At 71.6% G+C, this 14983-nt stretch carries 11 protein-coding genes; 8 read left to right on the forward strand and 3 right to left on the reverse strand.

The features are described from left to right. Positions 1 to 190: 190 nt before the first annotated feature. Positions 191 to 1018: an enoyl-CoA hydratase family protein gene (locus ACF1G2_RS32150; RefSeq protein WP_391801683.1), complete on the forward strand. Its 828-nt coding sequence runs from the start codon at positions 191 to 193 to the stop codon at positions 1016 to 1018. A gap of 2 nt (positions 1019 to 1020) precedes the next feature. After that, the gene (locus ACF1G2_RS32155; RefSeq protein ID WP_391801684.1) at positions 1021 to 3408 is read left to right on the forward strand and encodes a bifunctional salicylyl-CoA 5-hydroxylase/oxidoreductase; all 2388 of its coding nucleotides are present in this window, start codon (positions 1021 to 1023) and stop codon (positions 3406 to 3408) included. 27 nt (positions 3409 to 3435) lie between these two features. On the opposite strand, the gene ACF1G2_RS32160 is transcribed toward ACF1G2_RS32155, so the two are convergent. Next, the gene (locus ACF1G2_RS32160; RefSeq protein WP_391801685.1) at positions 3436 to 4266 is read right to left on the reverse strand and encodes a PaaX family transcriptional regulator C-terminal domain-containing protein; all 831 of its coding nucleotides are present in this window, start codon (positions 4264 to 4266) and stop codon (positions 3436 to 3438) included. A 9-nt stretch (positions 4267 to 4275) separates the two neighbouring features. Next, entirely contained in the window at positions 4276 to 5940 is a 1665-nt protein-coding gene (locus ACF1G2_RS32165) for an AMP-binding protein (RefSeq protein WP_391801686.1), read from the reverse strand. A 109-nt stretch (positions 5941 to 6049) separates the two neighbouring features. Here ACF1G2_RS32165 and ACF1G2_RS32170 point away from each other — a divergent pair, with 109 nt between their 5' ends. The 6 genes from ACF1G2_RS32170 (at position 6050) to ACF1G2_RS32195 (ending at position 11842) form a co-directional block, all read left to right on the forward strand. Continuing rightward, on the forward strand, positions 6050 to 7291 hold the full coding sequence (locus ACF1G2_RS32170) for an acyl-CoA dehydrogenase family protein (RefSeq protein ID WP_391801687.1): 1242 nt from the start codon (positions 6050 to 6052) through the stop codon (positions 7289 to 7291). After that, positions 7288 to 7686 (forward strand): RidA family protein, encoded by a 399-nt coding sequence (locus tag ACF1G2_RS32175; protein WP_391801688.1) that lies wholly within the window; start codon positions 7288 to 7290, stop codon positions 7684 to 7686. The genes ACF1G2_RS32170 and ACF1G2_RS32175 overlap by 4 nt, the downstream gene beginning before the upstream one ends. 103 nt (positions 7687 to 7789) lie before the next feature. Continuing rightward, on the forward strand, positions 7790 to 9343 hold the full coding sequence (locus ACF1G2_RS32180; protein WP_391801689.1) for an MFS transporter: 1554 nt from the start codon (positions 7790 to 7792) through the stop codon (positions 9341 to 9343). Between the two features lie 133 nt (positions 9344 to 9476). Continuing rightward, on the forward strand, positions 9477 to 10124 hold the full coding sequence (locus ACF1G2_RS32185; RefSeq protein ID WP_391801690.1) for a hypothetical protein: 648 nt from the start codon (positions 9477 to 9479) through the stop codon (positions 10122 to 10124). A gap of 87 nt (positions 10125 to 10211) precedes the next feature. Further along, complete coding sequence (tpx, locus tag ACF1G2_RS32190; RefSeq protein WP_391801691.1) at positions 10212 to 10712, forward strand: thiol peroxidase; 501 nt, start codon at positions 10212 to 10214, stop codon at positions 10710 to 10712. A gap of 191 nt (positions 10713 to 10903) precedes the next feature. After that, entirely contained in the window at positions 10904 to 11842 is a 939-nt protein-coding gene (locus tag ACF1G2_RS32195) for a tetratricopeptide repeat protein (RefSeq protein WP_391801692.1), read from the forward strand. 15 nt (positions 11843 to 11857) lie between these two features. Here the strand turns inward: ACF1G2_RS32195 and ACF1G2_RS32200 are convergent, their stop codons facing one another. Next, a complete protein-coding gene (locus ACF1G2_RS32200) occupies positions 11858 to 14359 on the reverse strand; it encodes an ATP-binding protein (RefSeq protein ID WP_391801693.1) in 2502 nt (833 codons plus the stop codon). Positions 14360 to 14983 lie beyond the last annotated feature (624 nt).

A 14983-nucleotide genomic window follows, 5' to 3' on the forward strand; every position in this document is an offset into this window, starting at 1 on the left:
CTGCTTTCCACCCTACGAAGCCCCCACGCGAACTCCATGGGCACCCCCTCCCTCATCGGCGGGGCCAGGGTCACCAGCCCGCCGGGACCTTCGGCAGCGGAACCGGCCACCCCTCGTCCTATCGCGTACTCGTGACGACAGTCACAACACGGTGATACGCTCCAGGGAGGAGGAAGGGAGGGCGTCCCGTATGAGCCCCTTTACCGGCTCCGCACCCCGTACCGAGCGCTGGCGCCATCTGCGACTGACCGTCGACGACGGCGTCGCCACCGTCACCCTCGACCGACCCGAGAAACTCAACGCGCTCACCTTCGGCGCCTACGCCGACCTGCGCGACCTGCTCGCCGAGCTCTCCCGCGAGCGTGCCGTCCGCGCCCTCGTCCTCGGGGGTGAGGGGCGCGGCTTCTGCTCCGGCGGCGACGTCGACGAGATCATCGGCGCGACCCTCGCCATGGACACCGCCCAGCTGCTCGACTTCAACCGGATGACCGGACAGGTCGTCCGGGCGATCCGCGAGTGTCCGTTCCCCGTGATCGCCGCCGTCCACGGCGTCGCGGCCGGCGCGGGCGCGGTCCTGGCCCTCGCCGCCGACTTCCGGATCGCCGACCCCAGCGCCCGGTTCGCCTTCCTCTTCACCCGCGTCGGGCTCTCCGGCGGCGACATGGGCGCGGCCTATCTGCTGCCCCGGGTCGTCGGCCTCGGCCACGCCACCCGGCTCCTCATGCTCGGCGAACCGGTACGCGCCACGGAGGCCGAACGCATCGGCCTGCTCAGCGAACTCACCGACGAGGGCGGCGCCCCCGCCCGCGCCGCCGAGCTCGCCCGCCGCCTGGCCGACGGACCGGCCCTCGCCCACGCCCAGACCAAGGCCCTGCTCACCGCAGAGCTGGACATGCCGCTCGCGGCCTCCGTCGAGCTGGACGCCGCCACCCAGGCGCTGCTCATGAACGGCGAGGACTACGCGGAGTTCCACGCCGCGTTCACCGAGAAGCGTCCTCCGAAGTGGACGGGGCACTGACCATGCCCGACCAGAGGCCGGCCCCGCCGGCGTCCGAGGGGTCCGAGGGGCCGGAGAGGCCGGGGGCGTCCGAGGCGCCGGGCCCGGTCCCTCCGGGGCGGAGCTCCGCTACCGCGCGAAGCCTCCGTGTCGCCGTCGTCGGCGGCGGGCCCGGCGGGCTCTACGCCGCCGCCCTGCTCAAGCGGCTCGATCCCGCGCGCGAGGTCACCGTCTGGGAGCGCAACGCCCCCGACGACACCTTCGGCTTCGGCGTCGTCCTCTCCGACGAGACACTCGGCGGCATCGAGCACGCCGACCCCGCCGTGTACCGGGCCCTCCAGGACGAGTTCGTCCGGTGGGACGACATCCACATCGGCCACCGGGGCCGGCTCCTCACCTCCTCCGGCCACGGCTTCGCCGCGCTCGGCCGCCGCCGGCTCCTGGAGATCCTGCACACGCGGTGCGCGGAACTCGGCGTACGGCTCCGCTTCCGTACCGAGGCACCGCCCGCCGCCGAGCTGGCCGCCGCCCACGACCTCGTCATCGCCGCCGACGGCGTCCACAGCGCCACCCGGGAGGCGCACGCCGACGTCTTCCGCCCCCGCGTCACCACCCACCGCTGCCGCTACATCTGGCTCGCCGCCGACTTCGCCCTCGACGCCTTCCGCTTCGAGATCGCCGAGACCGAGCACGGCGTGATGCAGCTCCACGGCTACCCCTTCTCCGCCGACGCCTCCACCGTCATCGTCGAGATGCGCGAAGAGGTCTGGCGGGCCGCCGGATTCGACGAGATGGACGAGGAGGAGTCCACCGCCCGCTGCGCCAAGGTCTTCGCCGACGTGCTCGGCGGACGTACCCTGCGCTCCAACCGCTCCACCTGGACGGCCTTCCGTACGGTGGTCAACGAGCGCTGGTCGCACGGCGCCACCGTCCTCCTCGGCGACGCCGCCCACACCGCGCACTTCTCCATCGGCTCCGGCACCAAGCTCGCCGTCGAGGACGCCCTCGCGCTCGCCGCCTGCGTCGAGGAGCAGCCCACACTGGCGGAGGCGCTGGTCGCGTACGAGACCGAGCGCAGGCCCGTCGTCGAGTCCACCCAGCGCGCGGCGGCGGCCAGCCTGCGCTGGTTCGAGGAGCTGGACGGCTACCTGCACCAGCCGCCACGGCAGTTCGCGTTCAACCTCCTCACCCGCAGCCGCCGCGTCACCCACGACAACCTCCGGCTGCGCGATCCGCGGTTCACCGACGCCGTGGAACGGGACTTCGGCTGCCCGCCCGACACCCCGCCGATGTTCACGCCCTTCCGGCTGCGCGGACTCACCCTGCGCAACCGGGTCGTGGTCTCGCCGATGGACCTGTACGTCGCCGAGGACGGCCTCCCCGGCGACCACCACCTCGTCCACCTCGGCGCGCGGGCGCTCGGCGGCGCCGGCCTCGTCATGACCGAGATGGTCTGCGTCAGCCCCGAGGGCCGAATCACCCCCGGCTGCACCGGCCTCTGGACGGACGAGCAGGCCGAGGCCTGGAGCCGGATCACCGCCTTCACGCACGCCCAGGCGTCCGGCACGGCGATCGGCGTCCAGCTCGGCCACTCCGGCCGCAAGGGCTCCACCCGCCGTATGTGGGAGGGCATCGACCAGCCGCTCCCCGACGGCAACTGGCCGCTGACGGCCGCCTCACCGCTGCCCTACCGGCCGGGCGTCAACCAGGTCCCGCGTGCCCTGGACCGGGCGGGCATGACGGCCGTACGGGAGGAGTTCGCCGCCGCCGCCCGGCGCGCCGCCCGCTGCGCATTCGACCTCCTCGAACTGCACTGCGCCCACGGCTACCTGCTCTCGGGCTTCCTCTCCCCGCTGACCAACCACCGGGACGACGCATACGGCGGCCCGCTGGAGAACCGGCTCCGCTTCCCGCTCGAAGTCTTCGACGCCGTACGGGAGGTGTGGCCCGACGACCGGCCGATGACCGTGCGGCTCTCGGCGACCGACTGGGCGGAGGGCGGGACCACGGTCGAGGACGCGATCGCGATCGCCCGTGCCTTCGTCGCCCACGGCGCGGACGCCCTCGACGTCTCCACCGGCCAGGTCGTCCCCGACGAACGCCCCGAGTACGGCCGCTCCTACCAGGTCCCGTACGCCGACCGGATCCGCAACGCGCTCGGCGTCCCCGTGATCGCGGTCGGCGCGATCTCCTCCTGGGACGACGTCAACTCCCTCCTCCTGGCGGGCCGAGCCGACCTCTGCGCGCTGGCCCGCCCCCACCTCTACGACCCGCACTGGACCCTGCACGCGGCGGCCGAGCAGGGCTACCAGGGCCCGGCGGCACCCTGGCCGGACCCGTACAAGGCGGGCAGCCGCACACCCCCCACGGGCCGCACGGACGCGCCCAGACCCCGCCTCACCCTGAACTGAGGCCGCACCGCCCGGGACGCGGACGCGTCACGCCGGTTCGCCGGCCGGCGGGCGCGCGAATTCCGCGCCCCGGTCCCGCAGCCGTTCGTGGAGCTCCGCGAAGACCGCCGCCGAGCGGGCGCCCGGCCAGTCCTGCGGCAGCAGTTCGGCCGGCAGGACCGGGTCCTCGTAGGGGAGGCGGCGCCAGGAGTCCAGGGCGAACAGATAGTCGCGGTAGGCGTCCTCCGCCGAGGCGGGGGACGCCCTCCAGGCCCGCAGGACCGGCTCGTGGGCGGCGAGGAACTCCTCGTGGAGCTTGGCGATCGACGGCAGGTCCCACCAGCGGGCCACCGCCTCCGCCGTCGGCGCGTACCCCAGGTGCTCGCCGCGGAAGAGGTCCACGTACGCGGAGAGCTCCAGACGCTCCAGGGTGTGGCGGGTCTCCTCGTACAGCCGTGCCGGGGCGATCCAGACGCCCGGGGACGCCGTGCCGAAGCCCAGCCGGGCGAGCCGCGAGCGCAGCAGGTGCCGCTTGTGGCGCTCGGCCTCGGGCACGGTGAAGACGGCGAGCACCCACCCGTCGGAGAGCGCGGGACGGGTACGGGCGTAGATCCGGCGGTCCCCGTCCTCCAGGAGCTGGCGGGCGTCGTCCGACAGGGTGTACCCGGCCGCCCCGTCCGCCGTCCGGCGGGGCAGCAGCAGGCCCCGCCGCTTCAGCCGGGACACCGACGAGCGCACCGACGGCGCGTCCACGCCCAGCGCCGCGAGGAGGCGGATGAGCTCGGCCACCGGCAACGGGTCCTCGCCCGGCGCGAGGCCGCGGCCGTACGCGCCGTACAGCGAGACGATCAGGGAACGGGGGGTGTGCTGCTCGACCACGTGATCACTCTAGCGAGCCACCCCCTGGGGGGTGGCTGTGCCGTCGGGGTCGGCGCGCAGCCGGAAGCGCTGCAGCTTCCCGGTGGCCGTCCTGGGCAGCGCGTCCAGGAAGACGACCTTCCGGGGGCTCTTGTACGGCACCAGCCTGGCCCGTACGAACGCCCGCAGCGCCGCGGCCGTCTCCGCGTTCCGCGCCACCCCGTCCCGTACCACCGCGTACGCCACCACGATCTGGCCGCGCAGCGCGTCCTCGTGCCCCACCACCGCGGCCTCCACCACGTCCGGGTGGGCGAGGAGCGCCTCCTCGACCTGGGGTCCGGCGATGTTGAAGCCCGCCGAGATGATCATGTCGTCGGCACGGGCGACATAGCGGAAGTAGCCGTCGGCCTCACGGACGTACGTGTCGCCCGTGACGTTCCAGCCCTGGTGGACGTACTCACGCTGGCGCGGATCGGCGAGATACCGGCAGCCCACCGGCCCGCGCACCGCGAGCAGCCCCTCCACGCCGTCCGCCACCTCGGCTCCGGCCCGGTCCACCACCCGCGCCTGCCAGCCGGGGACCGGCCGCCCGGTCGTGCCGGGGCGGATGTCGCCGTCCGCGGCCGAGATGAAGATGTGGAGCAGCTCCGTCGCGCCGATGCCGTTGATGAGCTTCAGGCCGGTGCGCTCGTACCAGGCGTTCCAGGTCGCGGCCGGCAGGTTCTCGCCCGCGGACACGCACCGGCGCAGGGAGCGCAGTACGTCCACGTCGGGGCCGTCGGGCCGGTCCAGCTCCTCCAGCATCACCCGGTACGCCGTCGGCGCGGTGAAGAGCACCGACACCCGGTGCTCCGGGATCGCCTCCAGGAGCTGCTTGGGGCCCGCCTGTTCGAGCAGCAGGGCACTGGCTCCGGCGCGCAGGGGGAAGAGGACGAGCCCGCCGAGCCCGAAGGTGAAGCCGAGGGGAGGGGAGCCCGCGAAGACGTCGTCCGGATCGGGCCGCAGGACGTGCTGCGAGAACGTGTCGGCGACGGCGAGCACGTCACGGTGGAAGTGCATGCACCCCTTGGGCCGCCCGGTGGTGCCCGATGTGAAGGCGATCAGCGCCACGTCGTCGGCGGCGGTCGGCACGGCCTCGTACGTCTGCGGCCGGCCGGCGGCGAGGGTGAGCAGGTCGTCCGGGGCGTCTCCGCCGAAGGCCGCGATCCGCAGCCCCGGCACCTCGGCCTTCGCGAGGTCGTCGACCGTACGGATGTCGCAGAGCGCGTGGGTGCAGCGGGCCATCTCGCACATGACCGCCAGTTCCTGGGCGCGCTGCTGGGCCAGAACGGTGACGGCGACGGCGCCCGCCTTCATCACCGCGAGCCAGCAGGCGGCCAGCCAGGGGGTCGTCGGGCCGCGCAGGAGTACCCGGTTGCCGGGCAGGACGCCGAGGTCGGAGGTGAGGACGTGGGCGATCCGGTTCACCCGTTCGCTCAGCTGTCCATATGTCCAGACATGGCCGTCGCCGTCCAGGAACGCCGGGCGCTCCGTGCCGAACCGCTCCACCGTGCGGTCGAGCAGCTCCGCACCGCAGTTCAGCCGCTCCGGGTAGTCGAGTCCCGGCAGATCGAAGAGGAGCAGCGGCCACTGGTCCGGCGGCGGCAGCTGTTCGCGCGCGAAGGTGTCGTGGTGGGCCGAGGGGGTCAGCTCCATGAGTTCGTCCCCTTGTCGTCGTGGGGTCGCCCATCGAGCGTATCGTGATGGTGACGACAGTCAACGGTGCGCGATAGAAGTGATGTCGGCGAACGGGACAGGGGTCCGAATGTCCGTATTCTCACTCGATCCACAGCAGACCGCCCGCTGCGCGGAGCTCCGCGCCCTCGCGGCCGACCGGCTGCGGCCACTCGCCGAGAAGGGGGAGCCGGGCCGCGTCAACCGCCCCCTGGTCGCCGCCCTCGGCGAGCTCGGCCTGCTGGCCGGGCTCTTCGACGCGGGCGCCCTCGACCTCTGCCTGCTCCGCGAGTCCCTCGCCCACGCCTGTACGGAGGCCGAGACGGCCCTCGCCCTCCAGGGCCTGGGCGGCCACCCCGTCGCCGCCTTCGGCACCCCCGGACAGCGCGACCGCTGGCTCCCCGAGATCGTCGCGGGGCGGGCCGTCGCGGCCTTCGCGCTCAGCGAGCCCGACGCCGGCTCCGACGCCGCCGCGCTCGCCCTGGAAGCCCGCCCGGACGGCGCGGGCGGCTGGCGCCTGCACGGCGAGAAGCGCTGGATCTCCAACGCCCCCGAGGCCGACTTCGCCACCGTCTTCGCCCGTACGATCCCCGGCGCCGGGGCCCGCGGCGTCACGGCCTTCCTCGTCCCCGCCGACCGGCCGGGCCTGACCGGCAGCCCCCTCGACATGCTGGCCCCGCACGCCATCGGCACCCTCGTCTTCGACGGGGTCCCGGTCGGCCCCGCGGACGTCCTCGGCGAGCTCGACCGCGGCTTCCGGGTCGCCATGACCACCCTCAACCGCTTCCGTCCCAGCGTCGGCGCGTTCGCCGTCGGCATGGCCCAGGCCGCCCTCGACGCCACGCTCACGCACACCGCCGCCCGCCCGGCCTTCGGTGGCGTACTCGGCGACCTCCAGGCCGTCGCCCACCAGGTCGCCGAGATGGCCACCCGGACCGAGGCCGCGCGCCTCCTCGTCTACGCGGCGGCGGCCGCGTACGACGCGGGAGCGGAGGACGTGCCGCGCCGCGCGGCGATGGCGAAGCTGCTCGCCACCGAGACCGCGCAGTACGTCGTCGACGCCGCCGTCCAGCTCCACGGCGCCCGCGCGCTGCAGCGCGGACACCTCCTGGAGCACCTGTACCGGGAGGTACGTGCCCCCCGCATCTACGAAGGCGCCACCGAGGTCCAGCGCACGATCATCGCGAAGGAGCTGTACAAGGCGGAGGCACGACGGGCCCCGGCAGAGCCGTCGCCGTGGCCCCCGGACCGGCCTTCGGGGCAGCCGTCGCCCCTCCCGTACGAGAAGCTTGTCGAGACGTCTTCCGCGCCGTCACAGGAGGCCACGTCATGAGCCTGCACCGGCACAACCCCGCCGAACTCTCGCCGCCCACCGGCTTCTCCCACGCCGTGACCGCCACCGGCTCGCGACTCGTCCTCCTCGCCGGGCAGACCAGCCTCGACCGTGACGGCAAGGTCGTGGGGGAGTCGCTGCCCGAGCAGTTCGAGACCGCCCTCACCAACCTCCTCACCGCCCTCCGGCACGCGGGCGGTTCCCCCGCCGACCTGGCGCGCGTCACCGTCTACGCCACCGACATAGCCGACTACCGCCAGCACGCGCACGAACTGGGCCGCATCTGGCGGCGGTTGGCCGGGCGCGACTACCCGGCGATGGCCGTCATCGGAGTCGTACGGCTGTGGGACGAGCAGGCACACGTCGAACTGGACGGACTCGCCGTCCTGGAGTGACGGGACCCGCTTGATCAACTGGAGAGTCGCCGAACCCGGGCTTAGTGTCGAAAGGTGGACTGACCGGCCCACGCCTCCTCAGAGAGCGAGGACGCGACGCGCCATGAGTACACCCAAGCCGACAACCCCAGCGGGGACCACGGCGGAGAAGCACAAGGGCGACGGCAAGGGCATCGCCCTCTTCGTCATCGCTTCCTGTCAGCTGATGGTCGTTCTCGACATCACGATCGTCAACATCGCGCTGCCACACATCCAGAGTTCGCTGGACTTCTCGACGACCAGCCTGTCCTGGGTGGTCAACGCCTACACGCTGACCTTCGGCGGACTGCTGCTCCTCGGCGGGCGTGCCGGGGACATCCTCGGCCGCCGCCGCGTCTTCATGTTCGGCATCCTGCTCTTCGGATTCGCCTCCCTGCTCTGCGGACTGGCCCAGAACGACTGGCAACTCCTCGCCGCCCGTGCCCTCCAGGGCGTCGGCGGTGCCATCGCCTCCCCGACGTCGCTCTCTCTGATCACCACGAACTTCGACGAAGGTCCGGAACGCAACCGGGCCTTCGGCGTGTTCGCGGCCGTGTCGGCGGGCGGCGGCGCGATCGGCCTCGTCGCCGGCGGGCTGCTCGTCGAATGGCTCGACTGGCGCTGGATCTTCTTCGTCAACGTACCCATCGCGCTGCTCATCGTGTTCCTCACGCCCCGCCACATCAAGGAGTCCGAGCGGCACCCCGGACACTTCGACTTCACCGGTGCGTTCACCTCCACCCTCGGCATGGTGGCTCTGGTGTATGGGTTCATCCGCGCCGCGCAGGAGGGCTGGAGCGACCCGCTGACGCTCGCCTCGTTCGGCGCGGCGGTCGTCCTTCTGCTCCTGTTCATCCTGGTGGAACGCCGCTCCCAGCAGCCGATCACCCCGCTGCACATGTTCGCCGACCGCAACCGGGCGGGCACGTACGCGATCATGCTCTGCCTGGCTGCGGCGATCTTCGGGATGTTCTTCTTCCTGACGCTCTGGGTGCAGGACGTCCTGCACTTCAGCCCGTTGAAGACGGGTCTCGCGTTCCTGCCCGTCAGCGCGATCATCGCGGTCGGCGCGGGGCTCGCCTCCCAACTGCTGCCCAGGTTCGGGCCGAAACCCTTCATGGTCGTCGGCTCGCTCCTGTCGGCGGCCGGCCTCTCGTGGCTGACCCTGACCAGTGTCGACTCCACCTACCTGGGCAGCATCCTCGGCCCGATCCTCGTCTTCGGCATGGGCATGGGCCTGATGTTCGTCTCGCTGACGATCATGGCTCTCTCCAACGTCGAGCCGCAGGAGGCTGGCGCCGCTTCCGGACTGCTCAACGCCACCCAGCAGGTGGGTGGTTCGCTGGGCCTGTCGATCCTGGTGACCGTCTTCGGCACGGCCAGCCGCAACGAGGCAAAGGTGCAGATCCCCGCCTTCCTCTCCCAGGCGGGCCCCTTGGAGAAGGCCGAGTTCGCGAGGACCGGACAACTGCCCCCGCCGTACGCCGACGAGGTCCTGACGTCCGGTGTCTCGTCCGGCTTCATCACGGCGGCGGTGTTCGCCATCGTGGCGTTCTTCATCGCCCTCTTCGTGATCCAGGTCCGCCAGTCGGACATCGACCGCCTCAAGGGCGGTATGCCGCCGCCCGGAGCGGGCTGACCGACGCCGACTGCCCCGACTGGTCCGCCGGCCGGACCGCCGGCCGGACCGCCGACCGGCCGACGGGGGCCGGCCGGCGGGCGGTCCCGTCGAGGCGTCCCGCTTGTCAGAGGCCGCGCGTACCGTCGGTGTCATGATCGTGAAAGCGCTGGCAGCCTCCACCCTGACCGCCTTCGCCGTCCGCGACCTGCTGGCGCTCCCCGCCATGGCACCCGTCCAGGACGACGACTTCCTCGACCACAGCACCGACGCCCTGGGCTGGGAGTTCACGGCCCTGGTCTGCGATGCGGACCGCACCCGCCACGGCCATGTCCTCTCGTACGACGAGGACAATCCCCTCGGATCCGAGAAGGCGACGTTCAACCTGGTCTTCGCCGAGGCGTATCCGTACGACCCCGAGGAGGAGGCCAACGTCCAGTGGCTGACCGACGAGGTCCGCGGATGGGCGGACGAACTCGGCTGGCGCTTCTCGACGGACGCGACGCCCGACACCTGCGAGACCCTGCTCGCAGAGGCGTCCGCGACGGTGAGCGGGGTCCTCGGCGGCGAGCCCGCCCGGACGGTGCGCTCCGACGGGCAGTTCGGCATGGGCCCGTTCGCGCTGTGCCGGATATGGCGCACCGGCACGCACGCCGTCGTCGTCACTCCCCTGCAGGACCACGGCCCGTACGGCTACCTCACCCACTTCGTCCTGGTCCTGACGCCCTGTCCGGCCGAAGAGGAGCTGCCGGCCGACGACACGGCCCTGCGGGCGTGGGTCCTCGACCGGATCGACTGGTAGCGGCCGAGCGCCGGCGGTACGTGCCGCGCAGCTCTCGCGACGTACGATCGATCACGTTGTCGGTACCACTACCCAGGGAGAAACCCCATGGCCCAGATCGCGTTCAAGGGCAACCCGGTGCAGGTCAACGGCGTGCTGCCCGCGCCCGGCACCGTCGCTCCGGCCTTCTCGCTCGTCGCCAAGGAACTGACGGACAGCTCCCTGGAGCAGTTCGCCGGTCAGCGCAAGGTGCTGAACATCTTCCCGAGCGTCGACACCGGCGTCTGCGCCGCCTCCGTCCGTACGTTCAACGAGAAGGCTGCCGACCTGGAGAACACCGTCGTGCTGTGCATATCCGCGGACCTGCCCTTCGCGCAGGCCCGTTTCTGCGGTGCCGAGGGGCTGGAGAACGTGAAGACGCTCTCGACCCTGCGCGGCCGGGAGTTCCACACCGATTACGGCGTCGAGATCACGGACGGCCCGCTGGCCGGTCTGACCGCCCGCGCCGTCGTCGTGCTGGACGAGAACGACGAGGTGCTCCACTCCGAGCTCGTGGGCGAGATCGCCACCGAGCCCGACTACGAGGCCGCCCTCGCCGCCCTGAAGTGACCGAGCCGGTCCGGACGGGCGGCCCGCCGGGCGCCCGTCCGGACCCGCACGTGACGCGCTCGCCGACCGTTGGGTGAACTCTGGCGGAAGCTTCGTCGCCCGGCGCCTCCGGAGGTGTCCGGCCGGGGATAGTGATCTGGTCAGCTGGTTTCCCGCCGTGAACGGCAGGGCCGTGCATGTGTGGGGGTTCGATGACGAGATGGGACGCGGTCCGGGTTCGGCAGGGGATCGTCGAGAGCTGTACCTCCGCGGAACAGGCCGGTGATCAGGCCGTGCGGCGGGGCAGGCACCGCGAGGCCCGGCGCCACTACGAGCGCATGCTGGCGGACGCCATCCGCCTCGCCGAACAGTTCCCCGACACCGCCGGCCGCAGGGACCTGGCCGTGTCGTTCACCAAGTACGGCGACTTCTGGATGGACGCGCACCACCTCGACCAGGCCGCGCAGGCGTACGAGGAGAGCCTGGAGATCGTCGCGCGGCTGCACGACGAGAACCCGGGCGACCCCCGGCTGCTGCGGGACCTGAGACGCGGCGAGTTCAAGCTGGGCGAGGTCGCCGTGGCCGCGGGCGCCGCCGCTACCGCCGCGGAGCGCTATGCATCGGCACTGTCGTACGCGGAACGCCTGACCGGGACCGAACCGCACCACCGCGGGGACCGGCGCGAACGCGGCGTGATCCAGGAACGGCTCGGACTGCTGGCGAAGGACCGTGGCGAACCGGCCGAGGCCGCCGAGTGGTACGCCCGCGCCCTGGCCGTACGCCGTGACCTGGCGGCCGAGACCCCCGACGACCCCCGGGCCCGCCGCGACCTGGGCGTCCAGCACGAGCGACTCGGCGACCTGGCCCTGCACCGCCGCGAACTGGAAGCCGCCCGCACCCACTACGACGAGGCGCTGACGATCCGGCGCACCCTCCTCGGCGACGACCCTCGCGACCTGTCGAGCCAGCGGGCCCTGAGCCTCCTCTGCGAACGCCTCGGCGACGTCGCCCTCCTCGCCGAGGGCCCCGAGGGCGCCCGCCAGTGGTACGACGACAGCTTCGCCATCCTGGACGCGGCCCTGGGCCCGAAGCACCCGGAAACCCGCACGCTCCGCAAGAAACTCCGCAACCACCCGGCCACCCCGGCCTAGGTCTTCCGTGGGGCGTCAGTCAGGCTCGGTGGGCCGATCCATATCTGTCAGCACCCTCTCCAGCGTCCTGCGCAGGCCGAGCTTCCGGCCCTCTCGGTACGCGCGTCCGTACTCAGTCTCACCGAGTGCCTGGCGGGCCTGTTCGAGGCCGCGCTGACGGTGTGCGGCCATGGCGGCGAAACCGAAGAGCTGAGGAACGCCGGACGGGTGCCAGACGCGATCGGCGGCTCCCAGCACGAGGGCCGCCGAGCGGGCGCCGCCGCACGAGGCGAGCACCCAGGCCAGTGTCTCGCTCAGCACCGCCTCACCCATCTGCTCATCGATCTCCCAGACGTGCCGCAGCGCACGCCGGAGGAGTACGAGAGCCTCCTTGGCGCGCCCCGTCTCCCCGCGCTCGATGGCGAGCGCCCACAGCAGATAGCAGCGGTGCCAGGTGTCTCCTTGTGCCTCGGACATGGCCAAGGCCTGTTCGAGCAGTGAGACGGAGCGCGCGTGGTCTCCTTGGATGTTGGCGGAGAAGCCGAGTTGGGCGATGCACTGCGCCCGCGTCAGCAGCATCTCGGACCAGTGCCCCGTCTCCAGTGCGGACAGCGCGTAGCGTGCGGCGTTCTCGGTGTCCTCGTTCAACAGTGCCGCGAGGCCGCGCAGCTGCAGGAAGGCTGCGCTGAGCTCGGCCCGTGGCACCTCGTACGCCGTGACGTCTGCTGCGGGCATGTCGGCCAGAGCCTGTTCGCCCCGCCCGATCATCTCGTCGGAGCCTCTGTGGTCCGCGTGGAGGAGCAGGAGGAAGCCCGCGACCCAGACCGCCCGACACCACGTCAGGGTGGTTCCGGAACGAGGCGGGAGCGGGTACCGCTCGATGATCTTTCCCATCCAGTGGGCGCCCTCTCCCACATGGCCCGAGGCCAGGCAGTGGAGCCAGAAGCCGACAGACGCGCGGAGCACGCTCTCCGCCGGCTCACCGGGCGCCGGGGCCGTCGTCACGATCTGCCGCAGATTCGCGTGCTCGGAGCGCAGGCGCCGCAGCCAGTCGGCCTGTTCGGCTGTGCCGTAGGCGGCCCCCGCCTGCGCGGCGAGATCGAGGTACCAGGCGCGGTGGCGGCGCAACGCGCGCTGTGCCAGATCGTTCTCCGCGAGGCGCTCCTGCCCGTAGGCGCGGACGGTCTCCAGCATGTACAGGCGGCTGCGACCATCCGTCTCCACCCTTGTGAGCAGTGACTTGTCCACGAGCCCCGCCAGGGACTCGAAGACCTCGTCAGGAGACACGGAGCACTGTGCCCCGTCTGCCGTGGTGCGCTCGCAGAGGTGTTCGGCATCGGTGAGCAGCACTCCGGCGGAACAGAGCGACAACTGCTGCCAGGCGGTTCGCTCGGCATCGGTGCACAGTTCGTAGCTCCAGTCGAAGAGCGCGCGTAAGGCATGGTGACGAGGATGAGCCGTGCGGTCGCGGCCACCGGGGCCGAGGAGCCGCAACCGGTGATCGAGCCGTTCCAGGAGTTCGTCGAGCGTCAATGTGCGCAGCCGCCGTGCCGCGATTTCCAGGGCGAGGGGCAGGCCGTCCAGTTTCCGGCATACGCGGGCGACCGTGTCCCGATTCGCCTCGGTCACCCCGAAACCGGGAGAAGCGGCGACGGCCCGGTCGACGAAGAGGGTCACAGCCGGTGACACCGCGGGAAGCCCGTCCCTCGCCCCGGCCACGTCGGCCTGCCCGCTCCCCGGAGCGGGCAGGCCCAACGGCTCCACCTGCAGCACATGCTCCTCGCCGAGATCGAGCGGTTGCCGGCTGGTGGTGATGACGTGGAGCTCGGGCAGCCGTGTGAGCAGGGCTCGGACGGTTCGAGCACTCGCGTCCAGGACGTGCTCGCAGTTGTCGAGCAGGAGGAGCACGCTCCGGCCCTGCAAAGCTGTGGCGAGTTCGTCCAGAGGGTCCTGCTCGGTAGCGGTCAGCACGCCGACCGCTGCGGCGACTTCTGCCGCGACGGCATCGTCGCCGTTGACGTCGGCCAGCTCCACGCAGTAGTGACCGTCCTTGAAGCGACCGGCCACCTGGCGGACGAGACGCTTGGCCAGCCGTGTCTTCCCCACACCGCCGATTCCGGCCAGCGTGACCAGACGACCGTGCTCGATCAGTCTGCTGCCTGCGGCAAGTTCGGCCTCTCGCCCCACGAAACTGGTGACGTCCTGCGGGCCCGAGCCATGTGGGGTGATGGTGGCGGCTCCCCGCTCATCCTGCTCCGGACCGAACACGTCATGCCGCACATGCTCCCAGCGCTCCACCCAGGGGGCCGGGTCTGCGCCACAGGCACGGACGTAGGCCAGGAGGACCGGACGGGTCGGGAGCCGATGCCCGGCAGCGGCCTGCGAAAGGGTGCTGGCCGCGAAATGCGCCACGTCGGCCATCTCCATGTAGGTCAGGCCGGCCGATTCTCGTAGTTCACGCAAACCCAGCGCGAAGCGTTCGAGCGGGCCGGCCTGCGGGTCGAGCGGCCGCTCCGGACGTCCCGTCTTGGCTGCCAACTCGCGTCACCTTTCAGGACGTTCCATTCGATGATTCGTTGATTATGGCTGCCTGTGACACATGGCGAACATCCCGACCGCCGTCAAAGCTCAAGGTTGACCGGTCGGGCCCACTCGAGGGGTCCGCCAGCGCGCCCTGCCGGTAGGGCAGGGACTCGAATCGTGAACGGTTGGTCGCGTGCGCGGGGAGAAGAGATGTGGAGACGCGTTCTTTGTTGGGTCCTGGTATGTCTGGGAACAGTGGTCGCAGTGGGGCTCGCCTCCTGGGCGTTCCTCGGAGAACTGGACCGAGTCGATCAGGTCGCGAGTGTCTGCGGAGCGATTGCGGGCATCGTCGCAGCTGTGGTGCCGCTGGTGATCGTCCTGAGGACTCCGAGCAGTCCGGCCCCGGTGATCACCATGCGCTCCGGGAACGGCTCACTCCTCGCACAGGGAAGTATCGAGCGTTCACACGCGCGTGTGCCTCGTGGAGGCTCGTCGCGGATCGACGCCGGTGAGGACGTGCACATGGCGGGAGGAGACGGATCCGTTCTCTCCGGTGGTGACCTTCGAGATGTGACAGCAGGAGAGGACGCCATCAACTCATGACAGGAGAAACGGAATTCAATCGCGGCGTAGAACGGA

The organism is Streptomyces sp. NPDC013457, from assembly GCF_043089925.1.
In the GTDB taxonomy this organism is placed as follows: Bacteria; Actinomycetota; Actinomycetes; order Streptomycetales; family Streptomycetaceae; genus Streptomyces.